Consider the following 26,066-nt stretch of genomic DNA (forward strand, 5'->3'; position numbering starts at 1 on the left):
CGTGGTCCTCCTCCGTTGTGCACCGGCGCTCACCGCGCCAGCGAGACGATGCTGATCAGCCCCGGGAACAGGGCGAACAGGACGGTCACCGGCAGCACCAGGAAGACGACCGGCACCATCATGGCGATCTCCTTGCGGCCGCCGGCCTCGAGCAGCCGGCGCTTCCCGGCCTCGCGGACGTCGGCCGCCTGCGCGCGCAGCACCTCCGCCAGCGGGGTGCCGCGCTCGATGGCCACGAGCAGGCCGTCGACGAAGCGGGCGAGCGCGTCGACCGAGGTCCGGTCGGCCACCTGCTGCAGCGCCGTCGTCAGCGGGACACCGGCCCGCGCCCGCCCGAGCGCGCCCCCGAGCTCGCGGGCCAGCTCGCCGCCCGACAGCCGGGTGACCCGGGCGATCGCCGCGGCCGGCCCCTCCCCCGCCGTCACGGCCAGTGCCAGCAGCTCGGCGACGACCGGGAACTCGGCCAGCAGCAGGTCCTCGCGCCGGCGCACCTGCTGGGTCAGCCACCAGTCGCGGCCGAGCACCCCGCCGAGCAGCCCGGCCAGGCACAGCAGCGCCACCGACAGCACGTTGACGCTGCCGGCCAGCAGCGCACCGAGCGCCGCGAGCAGTGCCGCACCGAGCAGGCCGAGCCCGCCCCAGACGACCTGCTCGACGCGCAGGTCCTCCACCGTCTGGTCGCTCCCGAGCGCGTCGAGCCGGCGCCGGACGGCGGAGCGGCCGCCGAGCACGCGGTCGACGAACCGGGCGCCGTCGGTCACCACCGGGCCGAACACCCTGCGCGCGGCCGTGAGCAGACCCGGCTCGGTCGCCGTCCCGAGCAGCCGCGACGGCGGCGGGGTGTCGTGCACGTAGGGCGCCAGCCGGTCGACCAGCCGCACCGAGCGGAACGGCGGCGCGAAGGTGACGACGAGCAGCACGCCGGCGGCGGCCGCACCGCCCAGCAGCATCCCGAGCAGCGTCACTGGAGCACCCGCACGTCCTGCGGCAGCCGGCCGATCCGCATCATCAGCCGGTAGGCCACCAGGCAGACCACGCCCCCGCCGAGCAGCAGCGCGGTGCCCAGCGGCGAGTCGTAGGCGGCCAGCGTCGTCGACTGGGTGGCCAGCAGCAGGAGCACCGCCCACGGCGCGGCGACGGCGAGCCGCGCGGCCTGCACGACCCAGCCCTGCCGGGTCTCCAGCTCGGCCCGGGCGCGGGCGTCCTCGCGGAGGAAGCCGGCCAGCGTGCGCAGCACCCGGCCGAGGTCGCTGCCGCCGACCTCCCGGGCGACCCGCAGCGTCTCGACGATCCGGTCGCCCACCGGGTCGGCGAGGTCGGCCTTGAGCCGGTCGAGGCTCTCACCGAAGCGGCCGGTGGAGCGGTGGTCGGCCGCGAACCGGGCGAACGGCGGGCGCAGCACCTCCGGGCCGCGGGTGGCCAGCGCCGCCAGGGACTCCGGCAGCGACAGCCCCGCCCGCACTGCCGAGGCCAGGTTGTCGACCACCTCGGGCCACACCTCGCGCAGGTCGGCCCGGCGGCGGGCGGCCAGCCGGCGCACCTGCACGTGCGGCAGGGCCGCGGCGAACACGCCGAACGCGAGGCTGACCGTCACCGCGCCGGTGGTCAGCAGCACGACGACGAGCGCCAGCAGCCCCAGGCCGAGCTGCAGCGCGGCCAGCTGCGCCGGGTTGATCCCGGTGAGGCCCGCCTCGGCCAGCAGCCGCGCCCGCCGCCCGGGCCGGCGGGGCGTCGTCCTCCGCTGCGGCGCCCGCGGCCCGCTGCGCCAGACGAGCAGCAGGCCGACGCCGAGCAGCAGCCCGAGCAGCGCGCCGGTCAGCTCCACGCCGGCGTCCCGAGGAGCGCGGCCAGGTCGTACCCGGCGGCGGCGAAGCGCTCGGCGTGCGGCGGGAAGCCCTCGGCGCGGACCAGCCGCCCGTCGCGGGTGGTGAAGACGTCGGCCAGCTCGACCACGCCGTCCTCGGCGCGGCCGGGCACCGCCACGACCTCCCGCACCCGGCGCTGGCCGGAGGCCTCGGTGGCCACGTGCACCACCAGGTCGACGCTGGCCGCGACGGTCGGGACGACGAAGGCGTGCCCGATGTTGTCCCCGGCCAGCAGCGGCAGCGTGCACATCTTCACCACGGCCTCGCGGGCGCTGTTGGCGTGCAGCGTGCACATCCCGGGCAGGCCGGAGTTGAGCGCGATGAGCAGGTCCAGGCACTCCTCCTGCCGCACCTCGCCGACGACGATCCGCGAGGGCCGCATCCGCAGCGCCTCCTTGACCAGCCGGCGCAGCGGGATCTCCCCGGCGCCCTCGAGGTTGGGCTGGCGGGTCTGCATCGCGACGACGTCGGGCAGCGGGACGCGGAGCTCGAACACCTCCTCGCAGGTGATCACCCGCTCCCGCGCCGGGATCGCCGCGAGCAGGCAGTTGAGCAGCGTCGTCTTGCCCGCCTGGGTGCCGCCGGAGACCAGCACGTTCAGGCCCGCGGCGACGGCGGCCTCGAGGAACCGGGCGGCCTGTGCCGTCAGCGTCCCGGCGGCGACCAGCTCGTCGAGGCCGTGCGCGCGCAGCACGAACTTGCGGATGTTGACCGCCATGTGCCGCCGGGTGATGTCCGGGATGACCACGTGCAGCCGGGAGCCGTCGGGCAGCACCGCGTCGACGAACGGCTGGCTCATGTCGATCCGCCGCCCGGAGCTGCGCAGCATCCGCTCGACCAGGTCGGCCAGCTCGCCGGCGCCGAGGATCGTCGTCGTCAGCTCGCTGCGGCCGCGGCGGGCGACGAACACCCGGCCCGGCTCGTTGACCCAGACCTCCTCGACCTGGGGGTCGTCCAGGTGCCGCTGCAGCGGCCCGAACCCGGCCACCCGGTCGAGGACGTCGCGGACCACCGACTCGGGGTCGCCGATCGGCGGCAGCGCCGAGGTCAGTGACCGCTCGGAGTAGTCGGCGACGACGTCGCGCACCAGCACGCGGACCGGCGCGGGGTCGCTGAACGGGTCGAGCCCGCGGCGCCGGATGAGCTCGCGCACCTCGCCGTCGACGACCTCGAGGGCACTCGTCGCAGTCGGCACCGCACCCCCGTTCACCTGCCCCGACCCCGTTCGGGACGTCGGGACGATAGGGAGACGGAGGCGTTCCGCGGGAGGCCGGTCAGCCGATCTGTGGACAGCGCGTGCGCGGTCGCGGCCGCACGCCACCCGGCCGGGTGACCCGCGGACGGGCGTCGAGCGGGTGCGCTGACGCAGCGTCCCGGCGCCCCGGGTGCGGCGCCGGCGCACCCGGGGCGCCGGGAACAGAGCCGGCGTCCGGGGTGCTGTACGGAGCACACCCGACGACCGCGAGGAGATCGCGCATGCCGGTCCTGCTCCCGTCCCGTGTCCCCGCCCCCTCCGCCGCGCCGGCGCGCCGCAGCCGCCGCGGGTGGCTCAAGGCCGGCATCGCCGTCGCCGTCGTCGTCCCGGTCGGGGTGGTCGTGGCCGACAGGGTCGCCGACTGGACCGCGCCGTTCGAGCAGGAGACCGTCGACCGCAGCACGAGGCCGCTGCTGCTGGCCATGGCCGACCTGGACGAGTACCACGCCGCCACCGGCACCTTCCAGGTCGTCGTCGACCAGGAGCGCGACACTGCCTGGGTGCCCTCGGCGATCAGCGGCGAGCGGGTGCAGTTCCTCGCCACCGGCGACGTCGACGCCTACGTGGACTTCGCTGGCCTCGGCGAGGACAGCGTCGACCTCTCGCCCGACGGCACGGCCGCCACCATCACCCTGCCCGCCCCGCAGCTGGGCGAGGCGCGGATCGACCCGGACGAGAGCCGGGTGCTCGACCGCGACCGCGGCCTCGTGGAGCGGCTGGGCGACGCGTTCGCCGACGACCCGACCGACGAGAGCGAGCTGTTCGCGCTGGCCGAGCGCCGGCTGGAGTCCGCCGCGGCGGACAGCGACCTGCTCGACCGCGCCGAGGACGGCACCCGCGACATGCTCACCACGCTGGCCCGGTCCCTCGGCGTCGACGACGTCACGGTCACCTTCGAGCCCGCGCCCGGGGCGGCCGGCTGACCTCCCCCGGCGTCAGACCGGGGACGTCAGCGCCCGCGGCGCGGGGCAGCGGCACGATCGCGGGCACCCCGGCGCGGGCCGGAGCCTGCTCGAGGAGCAGCGCCTCGGCGTCGCAGCGCTCCAGCGGCCGCGCGAACAGGTAGCCCTGCGCGGTGTCGCAGCGGCCCTCGGCCAGCAGCCGCGCCTGGTGCTCGTGCTCGACGCCCTCGGCGAGGACCTCCAGGCCCAGCGTGCGGCCCAGGTCGATGGTGCCGCGCACGATCGCCGGCAGCGGCTCGCCCTCGGCGATCGCGCCGACGAACGAGCGGTCGATCTTGAGCACGTCCACGGTGAACTGCCGCAGGTGGGCCAGCGACGAGTAGCCGGTGCCGAAGTCGTCCAGCGCCAGCCGCACGCCCAGCGCCCGCAGCGCGGTGAGGCACGCGGCGGCCCGCGCGGGGTCGCCCACCAGCGCCGTCTCGGTCACCTCGAGCACCAGCGCGCCGGCCGGCAGCCCGCTCGCAGCCAGCGCCGCGGCGACGGAGCCGGGGAGGTCCGGCGAGGTCAGCTGGGTGGCCGACACGTTGACCGCCATCGTGGTGTCGCCCAGGTGCCGCCAGGCCGCCGCGGTCGCGCACGCCTCGCGCAGCACCCACGCGCCGATCTCGTCGATCAGGCCCGCCGCCTCGGCCACCGGCACGAACCGGTCGGGGCCCACCGGGCCCAGCCGCGGGCTGTCCCAGCGCAGCAGGGCCTCGAAGCCGGTCACCCGGCGGCCGTCCAGGGCGACCACCGGCTGGTAGACCAGCCGGAACTCGCCGCGGGACACCGCGCCGCGCAGCTCCTGCTCCAGCTCGCGGGCGGCCTGCGCCGCCTTGCGCATGCCGGGCTCGAACCGCTGCACGCGGTCGCGCCCGTCGAGCTTGGCCGCGTACAGCGCCAGGTCGGCGTCGCCGACCAGCGCGTCGCCGGCCACCGCGCCGCGGCCGACGGCCACGCCGACGCCGGCCGACACGGTCACCGGGCCGCCGGGCAGCGCCACCGGCCGGGCGAGCACGTCGAGCACGCGGGCGGCGGTCACCATCGCCTCGTCGTCGGCGGCGCCGGCCTGCTCGACCAGCACGGCGAACTCGTCGCCGCCCAGGCGGGCCACGGTGTCGTCGGCGCGGACGGCGCCGCGCAGCCGCGCCGCCACCTCGCGCAGCAGCGCGTCGCCGGCGGCGTGGCCGAGGGAGTCGTTGACGGCCTTGAAGCCGTCGAGGTCGAGGGAGAGCACCGCGGCCGAGCCGCCGCCGCGCACCGTGCGGCGCAGCGCCTGGCCGACGCGGTCGATGAACAGCGCGCGGTTGGCCAGGCCGGTCAGCCCGTCGTGCAGCACCGAGTGGGCCAGCGCCTCCTCGGCGCGTCGGCGCCCGGTCACGTCGGTCACGTGCACGACGACGCCGCCGACGTCGGGGTCGTCCCCGAGGTCGACCAGCCGGATGCCGATCCAGCGGTCCTCGCCGCGGTGGCGGGCGGGCAGCTCGGCGTCGACGACGCCGCCGCCGGCCAGGGCCCGCGCGAACAGCTCGGCGGTCAGCTCGGGGTCCACCCCGGCCAGGCGGACGGCGTCCGCGGCGGTGGTGACGCCGGCGGCCACAGTCCCGAGCAGCGCGGCCAGCGGCGCGGGGTCGCTGAGCAGGCGCCCGTCGCGGGAGACGACGAGGACCGCGTCGGAGGAGTGCGCGATGAGCTTGGCGGCGAACCGCTCCCGCGAGCGCACCAGCGCCCGGGCGGCGGCCTCGCCGCGCAGCAGCAGCGCGGCGCGGACGAAGACCAGCGCGGTCAGCACGACCATCGCGACGACCATCGCGCCCGAGGCGTCCTCGACGCCGCCGAGGTCGGTGGCCAGCTCGGTCACCGGCGGCACCAGCAGCGCCCCGAGGCACACGGCCAGCCGGGCCATCCCCGACCGGCCATCCTCGCCGCCCGGACCCGCCGCTACGGCACCGCGGGCGGTCGACCAGGTGGCCACGGCGAGCAGCGCGCTGCCGAGCAGCCAGCCGGAGTCCAGCCACCCGCCGAAGGTGACAGCGTCGGCGTCGAGCAGGTAGGCGACGTCGGAGACCAGCCAGCACGAGCACGCGGCGGCGACGGCCAGCGGCGTCCGCTCCCCCTGCCGGCGGGTGGCCAGCAGCCGCACGACCAGGCCGATCAGCGCGGCGTCGAGGGCGGGGTAGAGCGCGAGCACGACCCGGGTCCCGAGGCCGAGGGACGCGTCCTCCACGGTCGCGGCGATCGACAGCTCCCAGACGAGGAGCAGCGCGGCGACGAACACGACGAGCGCGTCGATCCAGCCGGCCGTCCGCAGGTCGCGGTCGGCGTGCCGGCGGCGGGCCATGAGCGCCAGGCCGGTGCCGAGGGCCACGTAGCTGCCCAGGTAGACGGCGTCGGCGACGCCGACGGCCGCGCCGTCGCCGGTCAGGGACGCCTGGACCTGCCAGAGCACGTCCCCGAGGGCGGACAGGCCGACGCCGAGGGCGAGCAGGACGGCGACCGGTCGCCGCCCCGCGCGGTGCGCCCCGGCCCACGCCGCGACGACGGTCAGCCCGATGACGAGGAAGTACAGCGCGGCGCCGCCGGCCGTCCCGTGCAGCAGCCCCTGCAGCGCGACCACCGCGAGCAGGAGGGTGCACGCGACGACGGCCACCGGCCGCCTGCCCACGACGCCGGCGTCCACGCCGACGCCCCCGGTCCACTCCGACACACGCCGGACATCGACGCGAAACGAACCGGTCTGGAACGGATTCGGCGAGTGCTTCCCCCGCGGGGGTGAGCCCGCACCTACTCCCCGGGCCGGAGCACCGCCTGCACCAGGTGCGGACCGGGCTCGCGCAGCGCCGTGCCCAGCTCCTCGGCCAGCTCCTCGGCGGTCTCCGCGCGGGTGGCCGGCACGCCCATCCCGGTGGCCAGCGCGACGAAGTCCAGCGCCGGGCCGCCCAGGTCGAGCAGCTGCCCGGCCCGCTCCCCGCCGCCGGCGGCCCCCACCCGCGCCAGCTCCCCCTGCAGGATCGCGTAGGACGCGTTGTCGTAGAGCAGGACGGTGACGTCGAGCTGCTCGCGGGCCATCGTCCACAGCGCCTGCAGCGTGTACATCGCGCTGCCGTCGGCCTGCAGGACGAGCACCGGCCGGTCGGGGCAGGCCACCGCCGCGCCGACCGCCATCGGCAGGCCGTCGCCGATCGCGCCGCCGGTCAGGGCGAGCCAGTCGTGCTGCGGGGCGCCCGCGGTCAGCTCGACGACGCCGATCCCGGAGGTGATCGCCTCGTCGACCACGATCGCCCGCTCGGGCAGCAGCGCGCCGACCACCGCGGAGATCCCCCGCGGCGTCAGGCGCCCGGTCGGCAGCTCCGGCCGGGAGGCCTCGCGCAGCTCCGGCTCGGCGCCGGCGGCCACCTTCGCGGCCAGCTCCTCGAGCGCCGCGACGCCGTCCTCACCGGGCGCCGACAGCACGTGCACCGTGCAGTCCTCCGGCACCGGCGTGCCCGGCACGCCGGGGTAGGCGAAGAAGTGCACCGGCGAGGTCGCGCCGGCCAGCACCAGGTGCCGGGTGCCGGCCAGCGCCTTGATCGCCACTTCCGGCGGGTAGGGCAGCTTGCCGACGGCGGGCAGCCCCGCGCCGCGCACCATCCGCGCCGGGAACGTCTCGGCCACCAGCCGGACGCCGGTGCCGGCGGCCACCCGCGCCGCGGCCAGCAGCCCCGCCTCCGACGCGACGACGTCGTCGCCGAGCAGCAGCACGGTCGGCTCGCCGGCCTGCACCACCGCGGCGGTGTCGTCCACGACCGACGGCGCCACGTGCGGCCGCGGCCGCACCGGCAGGGGCTCCGCGACGGCCGCGCCCTCGGACCAGGACACGTCGGCCGGCAGCACCAGCGTGGCGATCTGGCCGCGCGCGGCGGCCGCGACGGCGTCCGCGGCGTCGGCGGCGAGGTCCTCGGGGGCCAGCGAGCGGCGCACCCAGCCGGACACCGTGCCGGCGAGGGCGTCGATGTCGGACTCCAGCGGCGCGTCCAGCCGCTTGTGCGAGCGGCCGTGGTCGCCGACGACGTTCACCACCGGCGTCCGGCCGCGGCGGGCGTTGTGCAGGTTGGCCAGGCCGTTGCCCATGCCCGGGCCCAGGTGCAGCAGCGTGGCGGCGGGCCGGCCGGCCATCCGCGCGAAGCCGTCGGCGGCGCCGGTGGCCACCCCCTCGAACAGGGTGAGGACGCCGCGCATCTCGGGGACGTCGTCGAGGGCGGCGACGAAGTGCATCTCGGACGTGCCGGGGTTGGCGAAGCAGACGTCGACCCCGGCGTCGACGAGCGTGCGGATCAGTGCCTGGGCGCCGTTCACCGGGAGACGTGCACCTCGTTCACCTCGTAGTGCGTCATGGTCACGCCGCCGCTGGCGAAGGTGCGGACGTCGGCAGCACTCGCCTTGCCCGCGTCGGAGGCGAACGCCGCGCCCATCGCCTGCTCGGAGTCGAAGTCCAGGTGGGCGACGAGGTAGGGCGCGGACTGGCGCGGGTCCAGCGGCTGCGGGGTGCCGGTGGTGAACCGGATCAGGCCCGGCATCCGCACGGTCAGCGGGACGTGGGTGTCCCGGTAGTGGGCGTCGAACGCCGCCGGGTCCTCGGGCTGCCCGTAGCTGACCACCAGCCTGTGCACCATCTGCCGCTCCTCCGCGCTCCTCCCCGGGCACCGTTGCCGGGGGCTCCCCCACCCTGGCACACGGGCCCGGGCGCGCGACCTCAGAAGGTGATCACCAGCCGGCCGCGCACGCCACCGGCGGCCAGCACCCGGTGCGCCTCGGGCGCCTCCTCCGGCGCGAAGGTGCGGGCCACCCGCAGCGTCGCCGCGCCCGACTCCACCTGCTCGCGCAGCCGGTCGAGCGCGGCGCCGTTCTCGGCGTAGTGGCGCACCCTCGTGGGCAGCACGTCGACCCGGCCGGTCCCGTCGCCGCGGTACCCGCGCACGGTGGCCACCTTCCCGCCGTCGCGCACGGCGGGCAGCACCAGCGCGTCCTGCACCGACCCGTCGGCCAGCCCGTCGACGCCGTCGGGGAACTCGGCGCGGATCCGCTCGGCGACGTCGTCGCCCCGCCGCACGACGACGTCGGCGCCGAGGTCGCGGACCAGCCGCTCGTCGGCCTCGGAGGCGTCGGCGACGACGGTGTGCCCGTCAGCCTTGGCCAGCTGGACGACGTAGCCGCCGAAGGCACCCGCCGCGCCGGTCACCGCGACCACCGAGCCGGGCGGGAGGGCCATCTGGTCCAGCGCCAGCCGCGCGGTGAGCGCGTTCATCGGCAGGGTGCACGCGGCGACGGCGTCGGCGCCCGCGGGCACCCGGGCCACGGAGCCGGCCGGCAGCACGAGGTCCTCGCGGTAGCCGCCGTGGGCGCCGGTGGGGACGACGATCGCCATGACCGCGTCGCCGGCGGCCACCCGGTCGACGCCCTCGCCGACCTCGACGACCTCGCCGGCGGCGTCCATCCCGGGCACCCACGGCGGCGTCTTCACCGGGTCGCGGCCGGCGTAGGCGCCCTCGCGCAGGTGGGTGTCGGTCGGGCTCACCGCGGCGGCCCGCACCCGGAGCCGCACCTGCCCGGGCCCGAGGGGCTCGGCGGGGACGTCGACGACGGTGAGGGCCTCGGGCCCGCCGAACTCGGTCACTCCCACGGCTCGCACGTCCCGACCCTAGGAGGACCGCCGGCGGTCAGCGCGGCCGGCGGGTGCTCGCCCGCTCCACCACGCGCCACCCGTCCGGCGCCGGGACCTCCGGGGCACGCCCGAGCGCGACCAGCGCGCAGGCGGCCCCCTGCCGGCGCAGCGACTGGGCGACGGTGGTCAGCCCGGCCGGCGCCGCGGCGTCGCTGTCGTCCCAGCCGGTGACCGCCACGTCGCCGGGCACGGCGAGGCCCGCGGCCGCCACCGCGCGCAGCGCCCCGAGCGCGAGCTCGTCGCTCATCGCGGCGACCGCGTCCGGCCGGTCCGGGCCGGCGAGCAGCTCGGCGGCGAACTCCTCGCCCTCCTCGGCGTCGTTGACCGGGCACACGGCCAGCCGCAGCTCCGCCGCCGGGTGCCCGGCCCCGGTCCAGGCGCCGAGCAGGCCCTCCCACCGGTTCCGCGTCACCGGGAACCGGACCGCCCCGACCTCCGGGGCGGGGAGCAGCCGGCGGGCGCGGGCGCGGTCGAGCGGGAAGCCGAGGACCACCGGCCGCCGGGCCCCGGCGAACGCCACCCGCCCGATCGCCGCGGCGGCGGCGCGGTCGTCGATGCCGACCACCGGCAGGCCCCGGTGGTGCGGCCCGGCGTGGACGACGGCGGGCAGGCCGGTGTCGGCGACCGCGTCGAGGACCGGGTCGTCGTCGCTGGTGGTCCAGACGACGAAGCCGTCGACGACGGCCCGGGCGACCCGCTCCGGGTCGCTGGGCGCCCCGGTGGTCGGGACCAGCGTGAGGCCGACCCCCTCGGCGGCGCAGACGTCCGCTACCCCGGCGAGGAACCGGGCCGCCTGCGGGTCGTCGAAGGCGTAGCCCAGCCGCTCCCCCAGCACGACGCCGAGGCTGCCGACCCGCCCCCGCCGCAGCGAGCGGGCGGCCGGGTGCGGCCCGGGGTAGCCGAGCTCCTGCGCCGCCGCCCGCACCCGCGCCGCCGCCTCGGCCGACACCCGGCCGGGCCGCGAGTAGACGTAGGACACCGTCATCGGCGAGACGCCGGCGGCGCGGGCCACCTCGCGCATCGTCGGCCGGCGCGACCGGTGGTCCGGAGGACTGGCCACTCGTACAGTCTAGGTGTGTATCCATACACAACGACCGAGGAGCAGGCCGGCACCCCCCTCGGGGCGAGCGGGGACGACGGCTTCGTCCGCGACGCGCCGACCGTGCTGGCCTACGCGGTGCTCGGGTGCTTCACCGGCTGGCTCTACGCCTTCGGCCCCGCACTGTCCCTGCTGCGCGAGGAGCTGCACTTCTCGTACACGCTGCTGGGCGTCTACTCGGTGCTGTGGTCGGGCGGCGCGGCCCTGGCCGGCGCGGGGTTCGCCGCCGTGGCCCGGCGGCTGCCGCGGTCGGCACTGCTGTGGTCCTCGGCCCTGGGCACCGCCGCCGGCGCCGCGCTGTTCACCCTCGGCCGCGGGCTCGCGCCGACCCTGCTGGGGGCGGCGGTCATGGGCACGGCCGGCACGGTGCTGCTGACGGCGACGCAGGCCGTGCTCTCCGACCGGCACGGCGCCCGGCGCGACCGGGCGCTCACCGAGGCCAACGTCGGCGCGGGGGCGTGCGCGGTCCTGGCCCCCCTCGTCCTCGGCGGGCTCGCCGCGGGGCCGGCCGGCTGGCGGGCGGCCTTCGCCCTCCCCGCGCTCGTCCTCGGCCTGCTGTGGCTCCGCTCGAGGCGCCGCCCGCTGCCGCCGCCGGCCGACCGCCGGGTCGCCGGGCGGCCCGGACCGCTGCCCCTGGCCGCCTGGCTGTTCGCCGCCCTGACCGCGATCGCCACGGCCGTGGAGTTCTGTCTCATCTACTTCGGCACCGAGGTGCTCGTCGGCACGGGACTGGCGACCACCACCGCCGCGACGGCGCTGGGCAGCAACTACCTGGGCCTGCTCGTCGGCCGGCTCGGCGGGGCGGCGCTCACCCGGCGCCCCGGCCGGACGGTGCCGCTGCTGCACGCCTCCCTGGCGGTGACCGCGGCCGGGTTCGTGCCGTTCTGGCTGACCGACAGCCCGGTCGTCGCCGTCCTCGGCCTGTTCGTCTGCGGGATCGGCATCGCCAACCTCTACCCCCTGGCACTGGCGCTCGCCCTGGGCGCTGCCCGCGGGCACGAGGACCGGGCCAACGCCCGCACCCAGCTGCTGGGCGGCCTGGTCACCGCCGCCGCCCCCTTCCTGCTCGGCGCCCTGGCCGACGCGCACGGCCTCACCGCGGCGTTCGTCCTGGAGCCCGCGCTGCTGGTCGCGGCGCTCCTGCTCGTGCTCGCCGGGTCCCGCGCGAGCCGCGCGACACCGCGCTGACACCGGCACCGCCCGGCCCGCTGAACGCGCGGGCGGCCCGGGACCGGTCCGGTCCCGGGCCGCCCGACGTGCGGTCGTTCAGCGCTTGAGGCCGTACTCCTTGAGCAGGCCGCGGCTGATGATCGTCTTCTGGATCTCGCTGGTGCCCTCGCCGATGAGCAGGAACGGCGCCTCGCGCATGAGCCGCTCGATCTCGTACTCCTTGGAGTAGCCGTAGCCGCCGTGGATGCGGAAGGACTGCGTGGTCACCTCGGCGCAGTACTCGCTGGCGATCAGCTTGGCCATGCCGGCCTCGACGTCGTTGCGCTTGCCAGCGTCCTTGAGCCGGGCGGCGTTGACCATCATCAGGTGCGCGGCCTCGACCTTGGTGGCCATCTCGGCGAGCTGGAACGCGATCGCCTGGTGCTGGACGATCGGCTTGCCGAAGGTCTCCCGCTGCTGGGCGTACTCGACGGCCAGCTCGAACGCGCGGATGGAGATGCCGCAGGCCCGGGCGGCGACGTTGACCCGGCCCACCTCGACGCCGTCCATCATCTGCGCGAAGCCGCGGCCGGGCTCCCCGCCGAGGACCATGTCCGCGCCGATGCGGTAGCCGTCGAACACCAGCTCGGTGGTGTCGACGCCCTTGTAGCCCATCTTGTCGATCTTGCCGGGGATGGTCAGGCCCGGGGCGACGGTGCCGAAGCCGGCCGGCTTCTCGACCAGGAACGTCGTCAGGTTCTGGTGCGGCTTGTCGGCGCCCAGGTCGGTGCGCACCAGCGCGGCCACCAGCGTGGAGGAGCCGCCGTTGGTCAGCCACATCTTCTGACCGTCGATGACGTACTCGTTGCCGTCCTTGACCGCCTTGGTGCGGATGCCGGCGACGTCGGAGCCCAGCCCCGGCTCGGACATCGAGAACGCGCCGCGGACCTCGCCAGTGGCCATGCGCGGGAGGAAGTGGTCCTTCTGCTCCTGCGTGCCGTGCTGGCGGATCATGTAGGCGACGATGAAGTGGGTGTTGATGACGCCGGAGACGCTCATCCAGCCGCGGGCGATCTCCTCGACCACCAGCGCGTAGGTCAGCAGCGACTCCCCGAGGCCGCCGTACTCCTCGGGGATCATCAGCCCGAAGATGCCGAGCTCCTTGAGCCCGTCGACGATCTCCTGCGGGTACTCGTCGGCGTGCTCGAGCTCCTGCGCGTGCGGGATGATCTCCTTGTCCACGAAGCTCCTGACCGTCGACAGGATCTCCTGCTGGATGTCGGTCAGGTCGGCGGTCTGCGCCAGTCGGGCCACGTTCGCTCCTCCGGGACTCCGGTGTCCGTTTGCTACCGGGGAGTATGGGCGACCTCTCCGGACCCGTCGCCGTGTCCCCGGTCACCCCCGGACCGGTCACCCCGGGAACGACGACGGCCCGCCCGGGAGTGCCCCGGGCGGGCCGTGCGACGCGGGTGGCTAGGCGGCGTCGGGCGGGGTGAACGACGACGTGCGGCCCATGCCCGCGGCGCGCCCCTTGCCGGCGATGACCAGCGCCATCTTGCGGCTGGCCTCGTCGATCATCTCGTCGCCGAGCATGGCCGAGCCCTTCTTGCCGCCGGCCTCGGACGTGTACCAGTCGTAGGCGTCGAGGATGAGCTCGGCGTGGTCGTAGTCCTCCTGCGACGGCGCGTAGATCTCGTTGGCGGCGTCGATCTGGCCGGGGTGCAGCACCCACTTGCCGTCGAAGCCGAGCACCGCCGAGCGCTTGGCGACCTCCCGGAAGGCGTCCACGTCGCGCACCTGCAGGAACGGGCCGTCGATGGCCTGCACGCCGCGGGCGCGGGCGGCCATGAGGATCTGCATGAGGATGTAGTGGAACGGGTCGCCCGGGTAGTCGGGGTGCAGGGCGCCGACCACCAGCGACTTCATGTTGATGCTGGCCATGAAGTCGGCCGGGCCGAAGATGATCGTCTCGATCCGCGGGCTGGCGAACGCGATGTCGTTGACGTTGATCAGGCCCTGCGCGGTCTCGATCTGCGCCTCGATGCCGATCCGCCCGACCTCCAGGCCGTTGGCCTTCTCGATCTGACTGAGCAGGAAGTCCAGCGCCGCGACCTGGTGGGCGTCGACGACCTTCGGCAGCATGATGCAGTCGAGGTTCGCGCCGGCGCCCTCGACCACCTCGATGACGTCGCGGTAGGTCCACTCCGTCGTCCAGTCGTTGACCCGGACGGTGCGGATCTTCTCGCCCCACCCGCCCTCGTTGAGCGCCGCGACGATGTTCTTGCGGGCACCCGGCTTGGCCAGCGGGGCGCAGGCGTCCTCGAGGTCCAGGAACACCTGGTCGGCCGGCAGGCCCTTGGCCTTCTCGAGGAAGCGCGGGTTGCTGCCCGGCACGGCGAGGTTGGAACGACGGGATCGGAGCTCGGCCACGGTGCCTCCGCTGTCTGATCGGGATCTTCGGCTACCGGAGGGTAACCACGGGGCGGAGAGGGCCATTTCTGCCGGGTCAGGTGACCGGCTCGACCGGCGTCCGCGGCCGGCCGGCCCGGACCACCAGCGCCACCCCCGCGACGACGGCGACCATCCCCGGCAGCGCGAGCAGCGGCGGGGTCTGGCCGAGCAGCACCAGCGCCACCAGCAGCGCGCCGGGCACCTCCAGCAGCACCGCCAGCCCGACGACGGTGGGTCCCACGCTGGACAGCACCAGGTTGAGCAGCGTGTGCCCGAGGATCTGCGCGCACACGGTGATCGCCAGGATCAGCCACCAGTCTCGGGCGGGGAACCCGGCGAGCGGGGTGGTGGTCACCAGCGCGGCGACGGCGAGCACGGCCGCGCAGGTGGAGTAGCAGACGACCGAGTACGCCGACGTCGCCAGGCGCGTGCGGGCGCGGGCCCCGGCGAGCATGTAGCCGCCGGCGCAGACCGCCCCGAGCAGCGCCAGCCCGTCCCCGGCCAGCGCCTCCAGGCTGACCGCGACGTCGACCCCGGCGATCAGCGCGGCACCGACGACGGCCAGCGCGAGCCCGGTCCACACCTGCGCGGGCAGCCGGACGCCGGACACCCGCGCGGCCAGCGCGGTCCAGATCGGCGTCGTGGTGACCAGCGCCGTCGACGCGGCGACGGTGGTCATCGACAGGCTGGGCAGCCAGGCGGCGAAGTGCGCGGCGAGGAACAGCCCGGCCACGACCGAGCTGCCCAGGTCCCGCGGCCGCAGCCCGGCGAGGGTGCCGCGCTCGCGGCCCAGCAGCACCGGCACCAGCAGCGCGGCGCCGGCGGCGTTGCGCCAGAACGCCAGCGCCAGGAACGACGCACCGACCAGCGCGGTCAGCGGGCCGGAGAAGGAGACCCCGACGACGGCGACCGCCATGAGCGCGACGTCGCGGGAGCCCGGCCGGTGGACCGCCCACGGGGAGACGGCCGCCGTCGAGCCGGCGCTCACGGCACGCGGATGCGCCCGGAGGCCACCGGCACCACCGCCCCGGACACCGTGGCCGCCGTCGCCCGGCCGCCGTCGGCGGTGACCGTGCACGACAGCACCGACGGCCGGCCCATCGCCTCGCCCTGCCGGACGGTGTACGACGACGTCCCGTCCGGGGCGACCAGCCCGGTGGCGACCAGCCAGACGCCGGTGCCCAGCGCCGCCGAGCCGGTGGCCGGGTCCTCGCCCCAGCGCAGGTCGTTCGCGAACACGCGGGCGTACGCGGTGGAGCCGTCCCAGGACAGCACCGAGACGCCCTCCCCCACGCCGAACGCGGCCAGCGCGGCGGGGTCCGGGACGGCGCGGTCGACGACGTCCGGGTGCACGGCCAGGAACGCGAAGGGCAGGCCGCAGCCGGCGACGTGCGCGGGCAGCCCGACGACGTCGGCCGCCGACAGCCCCAGCGCCGCGGCCAGCGCCGCCGGGTCGGGGCCGTCCTCCAGCGTCGGCCGCCCGCCGGTGAGCGTCGCGCCGTCGCCGGTGACCTCGATCGGCAGGACGCCGGCGCCGCACTCCTGGTGCAGGGTGCCACCGGCCAGCCGGCCGGTGCGCACCAGCGTGTGCGCGGCGCCGACGCTCGGGTGCCCGGCGAAGGGCAGCTCGGCGAACGGGGTGAAGATCCGGACCCGGTAGGAGGCGCCCGGCTCGGTCGGCGCGCAGAGGAACGAGGTCTCCGACAGCGCGAACTCGTCGGCGAGCGCCTGGCACTGCGCGGTGGTCAGCGCGTCGGCGTCGAACACCACCGCGAGCGGGTTGCCCGCGAACGCCCGGGGGGCGAACACGTCGACGACCTCGTACTCGACGGACGCGTACTCGCCGGACCCCGGGCTCGCCACGACCCCGACGGTAGCCTCACCGAGTGTGAGCACGGTGACCAGGGCGTACGTCTCGCGGCTCGCCGGCCTGCCCGTCTTCGACCCCAACGGGGACCGGGTCGGGCGGCTGCGCGACGTCGTCGTGGCGCTGCGCGTGGGCACCGCCGCCCCCCGGGTGCTCGGCCTGGTCGTCGAGGTCGTGGCGCGCCGCCGCATCTTCGTGCCGATGGGCCGGGTGACCAGCATCGACCCGGGCGCGGTGGTGCTCGCCTCGGGCACGCTCAACCTGAAGCGCTTCGAGCAGCGGCGCGGCGAGACGCTGGTCCTCGGCGAGCTGCTGGACCGGACCGTGACCATCACGGAGTCGGGCCGGCCGGCCGCCGTCGTCGACGCCGGGATCGAGCAGACCCGCACCGGCGAGTGGCAGGTCACCCGCCTCGCCGTGCAGGAGCCCGGCCGGCTCGGCCGCCGCGGGCAGCTGCACCAGCTGGCGTGGGACGAGGTCGCCGGGCTCGCGCTGCCGGAGAGCGGGCAGGGCGCCGAGACGCTGATCGCCACCTACCGCGAGCTGAACGCCGCCGACCTCGCGCACGCGCTGCAGGACCTGCCGATCAAGCGGCGGCACGAGGTGGCCGAGGCCCTCGACGACGAGCGGCTGGCCGACGTGCTCGGCGAGCTGCCGGAGGCCGAGCAGGTCACGATCCTCGGCACGCTGGACGAGTCCCGGGCCGCCGACGTGCTCGAGGTCATGGACCCCGACGACGCCGCCGACGTGCTCGCCGAGCTGTCCAACGTCGACCGCAACCGGCTGCTCGAGCTGATGGAGCCCGACGAGGCCGAGCCGGTGCGCCAGCTGCTGCAGTACTCCGAGGACACCGCCGGCGGGATCATGACCAGCGAGCCGGTGATCCTCGCGCCGGACGCGACCATCGCCGAGGCGCTGGCCCGGGTGCGCGAGCCCGAGCTGACCCCGGCGCTGGCCAGCCAGGTGTACGTCTGCCGGCCGCCGTCGGCCACCCCGACCGGGCGCTACCTGGGCCTGGCGCACATCCAGCGGCTGCTGCGCGAGCCGCCGTCCAGCCTGGTGAGCGGGGTGCTCGACGACCTGGACCCGCTGCGGCCGGAGGCGCCGCTGGGCGAGGTCACCCGCTACTTCGCCACCTACAACCTGGTCGCCGCGCCGGTGGTCGACGACCGGGGCCGGCTGGTGGGCGCGGTGAGCGTCGACGACGTCCTCGACCACCTGCTGCCCGAGGACTGGCGCGAGCGGGCCCGCCGTGGCTGACGGCCGCCGCCTCGACGTCCCCCGCGGCTCCTCCCGCGGGATCACCGGCTACCTGCGGCTGGACCCCGACGCGGTCGGCCGCTTCGCCGAGGGGATCGCCCGCTTCCTCGGCACCGGGCGCTTCCTCGCCGTCCAGACGGTGATCGTGGTGCTGTGGATCGCCCTCAACGTCTTCGCCGTCCGGCTGCGCTGGGACCCCTACCCGTTCATCCTGCTCAACCTGGCCTTCTCCACCCAGGCCGCCTACGCCGCGCCGCTGATCCTGCTGGCGCAGAACCGGCAGGCCGACCGCGACCGCGTGCAGGCCGAGGAGGACCGCGCCCGCGCCGCGCAGACCCGCGCGGACACCGAGTACCTGGCCCGCGAGCTCGCCGCGCTACGGGTGGCCATCGGCGAGCTCGCGACCCGCGACTTCATCCGCGGCGAGCTGGGCCGCCTCGCCGAGAGCCGCTCGCCCGAGGAGCGGGAGAAGAAGGTCAAGAAGAAGCCGAAGGACCCCGTCCAGCCGGCGCTCGCGGACCCGACGGCGTAGCGCGCGGGGCGTCCGGACCGTCGTCCCCCCGCGGCACACTGCCGGCATGCGCACGCACGCGGTGGTGGACTCCCCCATCGGGCCGCTGACCGTCGTCGCCGACGACGGCGTGCTCGGCCGGCTGTACCTCTCGCCCCCGGGTCCGGAGGCCGACCTCGGCGCCCGGGACGACGCCGCGCTCGCCGACGTGACCGGCCAGCTCGGCGAGTACCTCGCCGGCGAGCGGGAGGCGTTCGACCTGTCCCTGCGCCCGCGCGGCAGCGACTTCGAGCTGGCCGTCTGGGAGCAGCTCACCCACATCCCCTACGGCGCGACGACCACCTACGGGGCGGTGGCGCGAGCCGTCGGCGAGCCGGGCGGCGCGCAGGCCGTCGGCCTGGCGTGCGGGCGGAACCCGCTGGCGATCGTCGTCCCGTGCCACCGGGTGGTCGGCGCCGACGGCAGCCTGGTCGGCTTCGGCGGCGGGCTGTCCCGCAAGCGCTTCCTGCTCGACCTGGAGCAGCGGGACGCCCGGCTGTTCTGACCGGCGCCCGCCGGGTTCACCCTCCGGCGAGGTGGACCAGCGCGCCCGTGGCGCCGGCCAGCACCAGCACCACGACGAACGGCGCGCGCAGCGCGAGGGCGACCGCCGCGACCGCGACGCCGGCCAGCCGGCCGTCCACCACGAGGTCCTGACCCGAGGTCAGGGTCTGCACCGCGACCAGCGCGGCCAGCAGCGCCGCGGGCACGAAGGTGACCAGACGGGTCACCCACGGCCGCTCGACCCAGGCGGCGGGCACCGACAGCCCGGCCAGCTTGAGCAGGTAGCAGCCCAGCGACCCGACGACGACCACCGTCCACAGCGTCCCGCCGCTCACGCCGCCTCCGCCCGCGGCCGGCCGGCCAGCCCCACCGCCACGACGGCGGCCACCACCTGCACGCCCGGCGGCACGAACGGCGTCAGCGCCAGCGCCACGGCCGCGCCGCCCAGCGCCACCCGGCGGGCGACGCCCGGCTCCTCGGCGCCGGCGCGCAGCCGCGGCCACAGCAGCGCCAGGAACGCGGCCGGGACGACGGCGTCCAGCGCCGCCGCCGCGGTCTCCCCCAGGGCCCCGGCACCGAGTGCGCCGGCCAGCGTGGTGGCGTTCCACACCGTGAAGATCGACGCCCCGCCGGCGAGGAAGGCCAGCCGGGACAGGTCGCGGTCGGGAGCGGCCACGGCCAGCGCCGTCGTCTCGTCGATCACCCAGTGCGCCAGGCCCAACCGGCGGAGCAGGCCGCGCGGGGCCAGCAGCGGCGCCAGGCGGACCCCGTAGACGGTGTTGCGGGTGCCCAGCAGCAGCGCGCTGCCGATCGCGGCCGCGCCCCCGCCGCCGGCGCCGAGGACGCCGACCAGCGCGAACTGCGAGGCGCCGGTGAACATCAGCAGCGACATGGTCAGCGCCTGCCAGGGGTCCAGGCCCGCGGCGTCGGCGGCCGCGCCGAAGGCGACGCCGTAGAGGCCGACCGCCACCCCGAGCCCGATCGCGTCGCGGAGGACGGCGGCACGGGCGGGAGCGGACACGTCGCCGCAGCCTACGGCCCGGCTGCGTCCGGTCGGGCCCGTGACCGGAGCCACCGGCGACCGCCGGGTCGTGCTGCGCGATGGCCGGGGCCTGCGGGGCACCTGGTCCGAGTGGGCCGCGCTGTCCGGCGCCGGCCTGCGCGTCGAGGCCGGAGCCTGCGCGGGGACGACGAGTACGAGTCCGCCGTCGACGCCGATCCCGGGCAGTTCCCCCCCCCCCCCCCTGCTCACCGCCCTCGGCGCGCCCGCGGACGCCGGCGTCGAGCACCCCCTCCGGAACCGCGTCGGCGGCTGACCGCCCGCACGGACCGCCGGGTGCGCAGCACATCACCTCCGCACCGGGCGGCACCCGGTGCCCGCCGCCGTACAGTGGCAGGTGGACCGGAGTGCAGGTCGCCGCCGTGTGGTGCCGCGGACCGGGTCCCCCCGTCGAAGGAGACACAACCCCCCATGTCCGACACGCTGACCGGCTCGCCGGCGCTCGACGCCGTCAACGCCGCTCTGGCCACCGTCCAGGACCCGGAGATCAACCGTCCGCTGACCGACCTCGGGATGGTCAAGGACGTGCAGATCGGCGTCGGCGGTGACCCGGGCGCCGTACGCGTCGAGGTCTACCTCACCGTGGCCGGCTGCCCGATGCGCGAGACGATCACCAACCGGGTGACCGCCGCCGTCTCCGCCGTCCCCGGCGTGACGTCGGTGCAGGTCGGCCTGGACGTGATGAGCGACGAGCAGCGCGCCGAGCTGCGCCGCACCGTCCGCGGCACCGACGCGGCCGACCCCGTCATCCCCTTCGCCCAGCCGGGCTCGCTGACCCGCGTCTACGCGGTCGCGTCCGGCAAGGGCGGCGTCGGCAAGTCCAGCGTCACCGTCAACCTCGCCGCGGCGCTGGCCAAGCGGGGCCTGTCGGTCGGCGTCGTGGACGCCGACATCTACGGCCACTCGGTGCCGCGCATGCTGGGCGTCGACGACAAGCCGACCCAGGTCGACAACATGATCATGCCGCCGCAGTCGATGGGCGTGAAGGTCATCTCGATCGGCATGTTCACCCCGGGCAACACCCCGGTCGTGTGGCGCGGCCCGATGCTGCACCGCGCGCTGCAGCAGTTCCTCGCCGACGTGTGGTGGGGCGACCTCGACGTCCTGCTGCTGGACCTGCCGCCCGGCACCGGCGACGTGGCGATCTCCATCGCCCAGCTGCTGCCCAACGCCGAGATCCTCGTGGTGACCACGCCGCAGCAGGCCGCCGCCGAGGTGGCCGAGCGGGCCGGCGCGATCGCCACCCAGACCCACCAGCAGGTCGTGGGCGTCATCGAGAACATGTCGTGGCTCGAGCTGCCCGACGGCTCCCGCATGGAGGTCTTCGGCTCCGGCGGCGGCCAGGCGGTCTCCGACGCGCTCACCCGCCTGCTCGGCGCCAACGTGCCGCTGCTCGGCCAGATCCCGCTCGACACCCGCCTGCGGGAGGCCGGGGACGCCGGCGCGCCGATCGTGCTCGCCGACCCCGAGACCCCGGCCGCCAAGGCGCTGACGAAGGTCGCCGACTCCCTCGCCGTCCGCCAGCGCGGGCTGTCGGGCATGTCGCTGGGGCTCACCCCCGTCCGCCGCTGAGGCGCTGACGCACCGGAGGCCCGGTCCCCCCTCGGGGGGGCCGGGCCTCCGTGCGTCTGAGGGGCGGCTAGGTCGCGTCGACGTCGAACGGCGGCGGGACGCTCCGGTCGTGCTCGACCACGGCCGGGCGGGTGGCGGGCTTCACCAGGCTCGCCGCGGTCGCGCCCGCGGCGCCGGCGTCGCCGCGGCGCACCGGCGGGGCGTCGTCGTCGTCGAACAGCTGCGCGCGGATGAACGTCTTCGGGTGGTACTTGCGCAGGTCCAGGTCCCGCAGCCCGGCGAGGTCCTCGCCGAGGGACTCGTCGACCTGGGCGCGCACCCCGGTGATCGCCTGCTTGACCTTCTTCAGCCCCGCCGCGGCGTCACGCGCCAGGGTGGGCAGCCGCTCGGGCCCGAAGATGAACAACGCGGCCAGCGCCAGGACGACGATCTCGCCCCAGCCGATCGAGTCGAACACGCGTCGCTCCCTCCTCCGCGGGTCCCAGGGTATTCGGTGCGGAGGTCCTGCTAGGCCTGGGCGAGGGTGGCCTGGACCGTCGACGACGACCCGTTCCGGACCAGCTCGATGGTCACCGCGTCGCCGGGGTCGTGGGCGTCGACGGCGACGACGAGCTCCTCGGAGCTGCCCACCTCCTGGTCGTCGACGGCGATGACGACGTCCTGCTCGCGGATGCCGGCGTCGGCCGCGGGGCTGCCCGGCTCCACGTTGAGGACCAGCGCGCCGTCGCGGGTGCCGTCGGTGACCGACCGGGTGTTCACCCCGAGGGTCGCGTGCACCGCGCTGCCGGTGGCGATGAGCTGCTCGGCGACGTCGCGCGCGGTGTCGATCGGGATCGCGAAGCCCAGGCCGACGCTGCCGCCGCCGAGCGAGGCGATCGCGGTGTTGATGCCGATGACCGCACCGGTGGCGTCGACCAGCGCGCCGCCGGAGTTGCCCGGGTTGATCGGCGCGTCGGTCTGCACCGCGCTGATCACGGCGTTGGTGTCGCTGCCCTCCCCTGCCAGCCGCACCGGCCGGTCGAGGGCGGAGACGATGCCGCTGGTGACCGTGCCGGCCAGCCCCAGCGGCGAGCCGATGGCCACCACCGGGTCGCCGACCACGACGTCGTCGGAGTCGCCGAGCGAGGCGGTGACCAGGCCGGGCTTCTCCACCTTGACGACGGCGATGTCGCTGGCCGGGTCGCGGCCGACGATGCGCGCGGCCGAGCCGCTGCCGTCGCTGAACACCGCCCGGATCTCCGCGCCGTCCACGCCGTCGGCGCCGGAGATGACGTGGTTGTTGGTGACGATGTAGCCGCCCTCGCCGTCGATGACGACACCGGAGCCGGTCGCGCCGGCGTCGCCGATGCGCACCTCGATCGACACGACCGCCGGCGCCACCCGGCCGGCGATGTCGGACACCGACCCCGGCTCGCGGCTGATGCCCTCGTCGGTCTCCGACAGCGTGGTGCCCGGCGCCAGCAGCGGGGTCTCGCTCGCCTCGCGGGTGAGCAGGTAGCCCACGCCGCCGCCGAGCGCGCCGGCGAGCAGGACGGCGAGGACGACCAGCAGGGCCACCCGGACCGACAGGTCGCGCAGCCGCAGCTTCCTGCGGCCCTTCCGGTCGACGACGACCGGGCCCTCCTGCTCGGTCTCCTCCTGGAACACCGCCGGGCCGGTGAGGCCGGCCGGGGCGTGCGGGTCGCGCCACGGGTCGCTCTTCGCGTCCGGCTTCCACCACGGCCCGGCCGAGGTGCGGCGCCGCCCGGGCCGGCCGCCGGGCGGCTCCTGGAGCCCGGCCTGCCCGGCCGGGGCGCGGAAGGCGCGCAGCACGGCCTCCGGCGGCGGCGGGGCCACCGGCCGCGGCGGCGGCGTCGGGCGGTCCCCGGCGAAGCTGCCCGGGACGGCGGCCGGGCGGCCGAACGCGGCGGCCTGGGCGGGGCTGGCCGGCGCCGGCGCCGGCGCCGTGGCGGGACGCGGCCGCTCCGGCGGCGCGAAGGAGCCGGTGGCGCCGGCGGGACGGGCGAAGACCGCGTCGTCCCCCGTGCCGGCGGTCACCGGCGGGCGGACGACGGCCTCCACCGTGCGCTCACCGTCGCGGGGGGCGGGCTCGACGGGACCGGTCTCGCGGTCGTCGGGTGCGGTCACGGGTTCAGGGTCCTCCCCGGACCTGGCAGCGGACGTGGACTACGGGTGCCGGCGCGACGCTACCCGTCCGCGGGCTCGGGGGTCCGGGGTCAGGGCCCGGGGGTCACGGCGTGGCGCCCGGCCCGGACGACGGGCCGCTGAGCGTGCGGACCACCGGGGGCACGACCTCGGTGCGCTCGTCCGGCGAGGACGGGCCGGCCACCGACGACGGCGTCCGGGTCACCCGCTCCCCCGGGTCCGGCAGGTTCAGCGCGAGGACCGCGACGCCGAGGCCCAGCCCGGCCAGCGTGCCGGCGACGCTGCGGCGCAGCCACCGCGCGTGGTGCGGCGACGCGGGACGGACCGGCGGGTCGTCGAGCGACACGGTCCAGCGGCCGGAGGACCCGGTCACGGTCAGCTCCCCCGCCGACGCGGTGACGGTGCCCAGCCCGCCGCCGCCGGGGACGTCGGCGGTGAACGGGATCGCGCGCAGCCGGGAGAGCAGGTCGCCGGGGACGGCGACGTCGGCGGCGGCGTGCAGCGCGTCCTTGGCCTCGCGCTGGGCCTGCACGAGCATCCGGCACTCGGAGCAGCCGGCCAGGTGGCGGGCGGCGCGCGCGGCCGGGCCGCTGGCCAGCTCGCCGTCGACCAGCGCGGCGATCGCCTCCTGCGCCAGGTGGCTCTCCGGCAGGCTCATGCGGGGGCCCCCGGTGCCGGGACGCTGCGCGGAGCGAGGTGGGCGAGGGCCTGGCGCAGCTGCACGCGGCCGCGGTGGATGCGGCTGCGCACGGTGCCGAGCTTGATGCCGAGGGTCGCCGCGATCTCCTCGTAGGTCAGGCCCTCGATGTCGCAGAGGACGACGGCCACGCGGAACTCCGGGGGCAGGGCGTCCAGCGCCGCCTGCACCTGCGGGTCGAGGTGGGTGTCGGCGTAGACCTGCTCGGGGCTCGGCGCGGTGCCGGGCAGCCGCTCGGTGTCCTCGGGCAGCGCGTCGAACCGGATTCGCTGGCGGCGTCGGACCATGTCCAGGAACAGGTTCGTGGTGATGCGGTGCAGCCAGCCCTCGAAGGTGCCCGGCGAGAAGTCGGCCAGCGAGCGGAACACCCGGACGAACGTCTCCTGGGTGAGGTCCTCGGCGTCCTGGGCGTTGCCCGACAGGCGGTAGGCCAGGCGGTAGACGCGCGCCGAGTGGTCCCGCACGACCTGCTCCCAGGTCGGCGCCACCCACACCTCGCCGGCGCCGGACGCGGCCGACTGCTGGTCGGCGGCAGGGGGGACGGCGGCCTCGGGCACGTCCTCAGTATCGCGGACGCGCACGTTGCCGACCTCCCCCGCGGGATGGACGGGGACGGCGGCACGCTCGGGTGTCACGCCGGGACCAACGGCCGTGACGGCATTCCGTGTTCCCGTCGTCAGTTCTTGCCAGGTTCCTCACAGGAACGCCTCCCGGAACGCGGGCCGCGGTCCCCTTACCCTCGGCCGGTGATGAGCGCCCAGGGACCGTCGCGCGCCGGCGGGACCGGCGCAGCCGCCTGGTCCGACCGCTACGCCACCGAGGAGCCCGTCCTCGCCGCGGCGCGCGCCCGGGCCGCGGCGCTCGGCGGCCCGCCTCCACCCGGCCCGGCCGCCGGCGCCACCCTCGCCGTGCTGGCGGCCGGCGCCCGCGCGGTCGTGTCGATCGGCAGCGGCGGCGGGGTGGTCGGCCTGTGGCTGCTGCGCGGCATGCGGCCCGACGGCGTCCTCACCGCCCTCGACGCCGACCCCGAGCAGCTGCGCGGGGCACGGCGGGCGTTCTCCGAGGCCGGCGTCCCGCCGGGCCGGACCCGGCTGATCTTCGGCACCCCGGGCGAGGTGCTGCCCCGCCTGTCCCCCGGCGCCTACGACCTGGTGGTCTGCGCCGGCCGGCCGACCGAGTACGCCCCGCACCTGGGCGCGCTGCTCGCGCTGGTGCGCACCGGCGGGACGCTGGCCTGCCACGGCCTGCTGGAGGGGGACCGCATCGGCGACCGCGCCGCCCGCGACCCCGACACCGTCGCCTGGCGCGACCTCGCCCACAACGTCCGCGAGGACGAGGGGCTGACCTCCGCCGTCCTGCCGATCGGGGCCGGTCTGCTGGTGGCCACCCGCCGCGCCTAGCCGGTGAACGGGTGCTCCGCGAGCGGCTCCCAGGGGCCGCCCAGGTAGCGCCACAGCCCCAGCCCGCGGGCGGGCACGTCGCCGGGGACGAACTCCGCGGCCAGCCGGTCGCGCAGCGCCCGGGCGACGACGGGCTCCACCTTGTTCTGCACGGTGACGTGCGCCGACAGCCGCTGGCGGTCCTGCCGGGTGAGCCACGGGTCGAACTCCGCGGCCAGCCCGGCGTGCAGGGCCGACAGCTCCGGCGCGGCCAGCCGGTAGGCGACCCCGCGGCCGAGCAGCTGGAGGCCTGTCACGGCGACGGCGAACGGCGGCCGGGCGGCGGCCGCGGCCAGGGCGGCGTCGACGTCGTCGCGCCGGTCGCCCGGGAGGGCGTGGAACAGCGTGACGTGCGCGGCGAGGTGGTTCCGCCCGGCCGGGAAGTGCTCGGCGCGCAGCCGGTCGAACCGCGCCTGCGCCTCCGCCGCCAACAGCAGCGTCACCACCAGCGGTGAGGTGCTGGAACGGCCCTCGTGCAGGGTCCCGGCCCGAGCGGAGCGAGGAGGAAGGA

26 protein-coding genes are annotated in these 26,066 nt (G+C 76.6%); 7 read left to right on the forward strand and 19 right to left on the reverse strand.

Annotated features, from left to right (window positions below):
• Nucleotides 1-29 precede the first annotated feature (29 nt).
• The 3 genes from ACI79B_RS00825 to ACI79B_RS00835 are packed head-to-tail and all read right to left on the reverse strand — an operon-like array spanning nucleotide 30 to nucleotide 3,060.
• On the reverse strand, nucleotides 30-965 hold the full coding sequence (locus tag ACI79B_RS00825) for a type II secretion system F family protein (RefSeq protein WP_456926205.1): 936 nt from the start codon (nucleotides 963-965) through the stop codon (nucleotides 30-32).
• Nucleotides 962-1,825 (reverse strand): type II secretion system F family protein, encoded by an 864-nt coding sequence (locus tag ACI79B_RS00830; protein WP_456926206.1) that lies wholly within the window; start codon nucleotides 1,823-1,825, stop codon nucleotides 962-964. Before ACI79B_RS00830 ends, ACI79B_RS00825 begins: the two co-directional genes overlap by 4 nt.
• Nucleotides 1,816-3,060, reverse strand: a complete 1,245-nt coding sequence (locus ACI79B_RS00835; protein WP_456926207.1) for a CpaF family protein — start codon at nucleotides 3,058-3,060, stop codon at nucleotides 1,816-1,818. The genes ACI79B_RS00830 and ACI79B_RS00835 overlap by 10 nt, the downstream gene beginning before the upstream one ends.
• Nucleotides 3,061-3,341: 281 nt before the next feature.
• Between ACI79B_RS00835 and ACI79B_RS00840 the strand changes: the two genes are divergently transcribed.
• Nucleotides 3,342-4,043, forward strand: a complete 702-nt coding sequence (locus ACI79B_RS00840; protein ID WP_456926208.1) for a DUF4230 domain-containing protein — start codon at nucleotides 3,342-3,344, stop codon at nucleotides 4,041-4,043.
• Here the strand turns inward: ACI79B_RS00840 and ACI79B_RS00845 are convergent.
• The 5 genes from ACI79B_RS00845 to ACI79B_RS00865 all read right to left on the reverse strand — a co-directional run bounded on the left by ACI79B_RS00845 (nucleotide 4,009) and on the right by ACI79B_RS00865 (nucleotide 10,822).
• Complete coding sequence (locus ACI79B_RS00845) at nucleotides 4,009-6,768, reverse strand: putative bifunctional diguanylate cyclase/phosphodiesterase (RefSeq protein WP_456926209.1); 2,760 nt, start codon at nucleotides 6,766-6,768, stop codon at nucleotides 4,009-4,011. The genes ACI79B_RS00840 and ACI79B_RS00845 overlap by 35 nt on opposite strands.
• A gap of 77 nt (nucleotides 6,769-6,845) precedes the next feature.
• Nucleotides 6,846-8,396, reverse strand: a complete 1,551-nt coding sequence (locus ACI79B_RS00850; RefSeq protein ID WP_456926210.1) for an acetolactate synthase large subunit — start codon at nucleotides 8,394-8,396, stop codon at nucleotides 6,846-6,848.
• Complete coding sequence (locus ACI79B_RS00855) at nucleotides 8,393-8,713, reverse strand: EthD family reductase (protein WP_456926211.1); 321 nt, start codon at nucleotides 8,711-8,713, stop codon at nucleotides 8,393-8,395. Before ACI79B_RS00855 ends, ACI79B_RS00850 begins: the two co-directional genes overlap by 4 nt.
• A gap of 80 nt (nucleotides 8,714-8,793) precedes the next feature.
• A complete protein-coding gene (locus tag ACI79B_RS00860; RefSeq protein ID WP_456926212.1) occupies nucleotides 8,794-9,729 on the reverse strand; it encodes an NADP-dependent oxidoreductase in 936 nt (311 codons plus the stop codon).
• 28 nt (nucleotides 9,730-9,757) lie between these two features.
• Nucleotides 9,758-10,822, reverse strand: coding sequence for a LacI family DNA-binding transcriptional regulator (locus ACI79B_RS00865; RefSeq protein WP_456926213.1), 1,065 nt, complete (start codon nucleotides 10,820-10,822; stop codon nucleotides 9,758-9,760).
• 15 nt (nucleotides 10,823-10,837) lie between these two features.
• Between ACI79B_RS00865 and ACI79B_RS00870 the strand changes: the two genes are divergently transcribed.
• A complete protein-coding gene (locus ACI79B_RS00870) occupies nucleotides 10,838-12,049 on the forward strand; it encodes an MFS transporter (RefSeq protein WP_456926214.1) in 1,212 nt (403 codons plus the stop codon).
• 78 nt (nucleotides 12,050-12,127) lie between these two features.
• On the opposite strand, the gene ACI79B_RS00875 is transcribed toward ACI79B_RS00870, so the two are convergent.
• From ACI79B_RS00875 to ACI79B_RS00890, 4 genes are all read right to left on the reverse strand, one after another.
• Nucleotides 12,128-13,324: an acyl-CoA dehydrogenase family protein gene (locus tag ACI79B_RS00875; RefSeq protein ID WP_456926215.1), complete on the reverse strand. Its 1,197-nt coding sequence runs from the start codon at nucleotides 13,322-13,324 to the stop codon at nucleotides 12,128-12,130.
• A 159-nt stretch (nucleotides 13,325-13,483) separates the two neighbouring features.
• A complete protein-coding gene (locus ACI79B_RS00880; RefSeq protein WP_456926217.1) occupies nucleotides 13,484-14,440 on the reverse strand; it encodes an HpcH/HpaI aldolase/citrate lyase family protein in 957 nt (318 codons plus the stop codon).
• A gap of 76 nt (nucleotides 14,441-14,516) precedes the next feature.
• Nucleotides 14,517-15,449 (reverse strand): DMT family transporter, encoded by a 933-nt coding sequence (locus ACI79B_RS00885; RefSeq protein ID WP_456926218.1) that lies wholly within the window; start codon nucleotides 15,447-15,449, stop codon nucleotides 14,517-14,519.
• On the reverse strand, nucleotides 15,446-16,324 hold the full coding sequence (locus ACI79B_RS00890; protein ID WP_456926219.1) for a PhzF family phenazine biosynthesis protein: 879 nt from the start codon (nucleotides 16,322-16,324) through the stop codon (nucleotides 15,446-15,448). Before ACI79B_RS00890 ends, ACI79B_RS00885 begins: the two co-directional genes overlap by 4 nt.
• A 25-nt stretch (nucleotides 16,325-16,349) precedes the next feature.
• On the opposite strand from ACI79B_RS00890, the gene ACI79B_RS00895 reads away from it, so the two are divergent.
• From ACI79B_RS00895 to ACI79B_RS00905, 3 genes are read left to right on the forward strand one after another with little or no spacing between them, the layout of a single operon-like run.
• Nucleotides 16,350-17,588: a magnesium transporter MgtE N-terminal domain-containing protein gene (locus ACI79B_RS00895; RefSeq protein WP_456926221.1), complete on the forward strand. Its 1,239-nt coding sequence runs from the start codon at nucleotides 16,350-16,352 to the stop codon at nucleotides 17,586-17,588.
• On the forward strand, nucleotides 17,581-18,120 hold the full coding sequence (locus ACI79B_RS00900) for a DUF1003 domain-containing protein (protein ID WP_456926222.1): 540 nt from the start codon (nucleotides 17,581-17,583) through the stop codon (nucleotides 18,118-18,120). The genes ACI79B_RS00895 and ACI79B_RS00900 overlap by 8 nt, the downstream gene beginning before the upstream one ends.
• 46 nt (nucleotides 18,121-18,166) lie before the next feature.
• Nucleotides 18,167-18,643, forward strand: coding sequence for a methylated-DNA--[protein]-cysteine S-methyltransferase (locus ACI79B_RS00905; protein ID WP_456926223.1), 477 nt, complete (start codon nucleotides 18,167-18,169; stop codon nucleotides 18,641-18,643).
• A gap of 16 nt (nucleotides 18,644-18,659) precedes the next feature.
• On the opposite strand, the gene ACI79B_RS00910 is transcribed toward ACI79B_RS00905, so the two are convergent.
• Nucleotides 18,660-18,977, reverse strand: a complete 318-nt coding sequence (locus ACI79B_RS00910; RefSeq protein ID WP_456926224.1) for an AzlD domain-containing protein — start codon at nucleotides 18,975-18,977, stop codon at nucleotides 18,660-18,662.
• Complete coding sequence (locus ACI79B_RS00915) at nucleotides 18,974-19,663, reverse strand: AzlC family ABC transporter permease (RefSeq protein ID WP_456926225.1); 690 nt, start codon at nucleotides 19,661-19,663, stop codon at nucleotides 18,974-18,976. The genes ACI79B_RS00910 and ACI79B_RS00915 overlap by 4 nt, the downstream gene beginning before the upstream one ends.
• A 450-nt stretch (nucleotides 19,664-20,113) precedes the next feature.
• Here ACI79B_RS00915 and ACI79B_RS00920 point away from each other — a divergent pair, with 450 nt between their 5' ends.
• Complete coding sequence (locus ACI79B_RS00920; protein ID WP_456926226.1) at nucleotides 20,114-21,274, forward strand: Mrp/NBP35 family ATP-binding protein; 1,161 nt, start codon at nucleotides 20,114-20,116, stop codon at nucleotides 21,272-21,274.
• 67 nt (nucleotides 21,275-21,341) lie between these two features.
• Here ACI79B_RS00920 and ACI79B_RS00925 read toward each other — a convergent pair whose 3' ends face one another.
• The 4 genes from ACI79B_RS00925 to sigE all read right to left on the reverse strand — a co-directional run bounded on the left by ACI79B_RS00925 (nucleotide 21,342) and on the right by sigE (nucleotide 24,751).
• Nucleotides 21,342-21,731 (reverse strand): twin-arginine translocase TatA/TatE family subunit, encoded by a 390-nt coding sequence (locus ACI79B_RS00925; RefSeq protein WP_456926227.1) that lies wholly within the window; start codon nucleotides 21,729-21,731, stop codon nucleotides 21,342-21,344.
• A 50-nt stretch (nucleotides 21,732-21,781) separates the two neighbouring features.
• Entirely contained in the window at nucleotides 21,782-23,401 is a 1,620-nt protein-coding gene (locus tag ACI79B_RS00930; protein ID WP_456926228.1) for a S1C family serine protease, read from the reverse strand.
• A 103-nt stretch (nucleotides 23,402-23,504) separates the two neighbouring features.
• The gene (locus ACI79B_RS00935; protein WP_456926229.1) at nucleotides 23,505-24,077 is read right to left on the reverse strand and encodes a zf-HC2 domain-containing protein; all 573 of its coding nucleotides are present in this window, start codon (nucleotides 24,075-24,077) and stop codon (nucleotides 23,505-23,507) included.
• Nucleotides 24,074-24,751: an RNA polymerase sigma factor SigE gene (gene sigE, locus ACI79B_RS00940; protein WP_456926230.1), complete on the reverse strand. Its 678-nt coding sequence runs from the start codon at nucleotides 24,749-24,751 to the stop codon at nucleotides 24,074-24,076. The genes ACI79B_RS00935 and sigE overlap by 4 nt, the downstream gene beginning before the upstream one ends.
• Nucleotides 24,752-24,865: 114 nt before the next feature.
• On the opposite strand from sigE, the gene ACI79B_RS00945 reads away from it, so the two are divergent.
• The gene (locus tag ACI79B_RS00945; protein ID WP_456926231.1) at nucleotides 24,866-25,516 is read left to right on the forward strand and encodes an O-methyltransferase; all 651 of its coding nucleotides are present in this window, start codon (nucleotides 24,866-24,868) and stop codon (nucleotides 25,514-25,516) included.
• Here the strand turns inward: ACI79B_RS00945 and ACI79B_RS00950 are convergent.
• Nucleotides 25,513-25,998 carry a 2'-5' RNA ligase family protein gene (locus ACI79B_RS00950; protein ID WP_457000051.1) on the reverse strand — a complete coding sequence of 162 codons (486 nt, stop codon included), beginning with the start codon at nucleotides 25,996-25,998 and terminating at the stop codon, nucleotides 25,513-25,515. The two genes, ACI79B_RS00945 and ACI79B_RS00950, sit on opposite strands and share 4 nt — an antisense overlap.
• Nucleotides 25,999-26,066: the final 68 nt, after the last annotated feature.

This window comes from Geodermatophilus sp. SYSU D00879 (assembly GCF_054050375.1).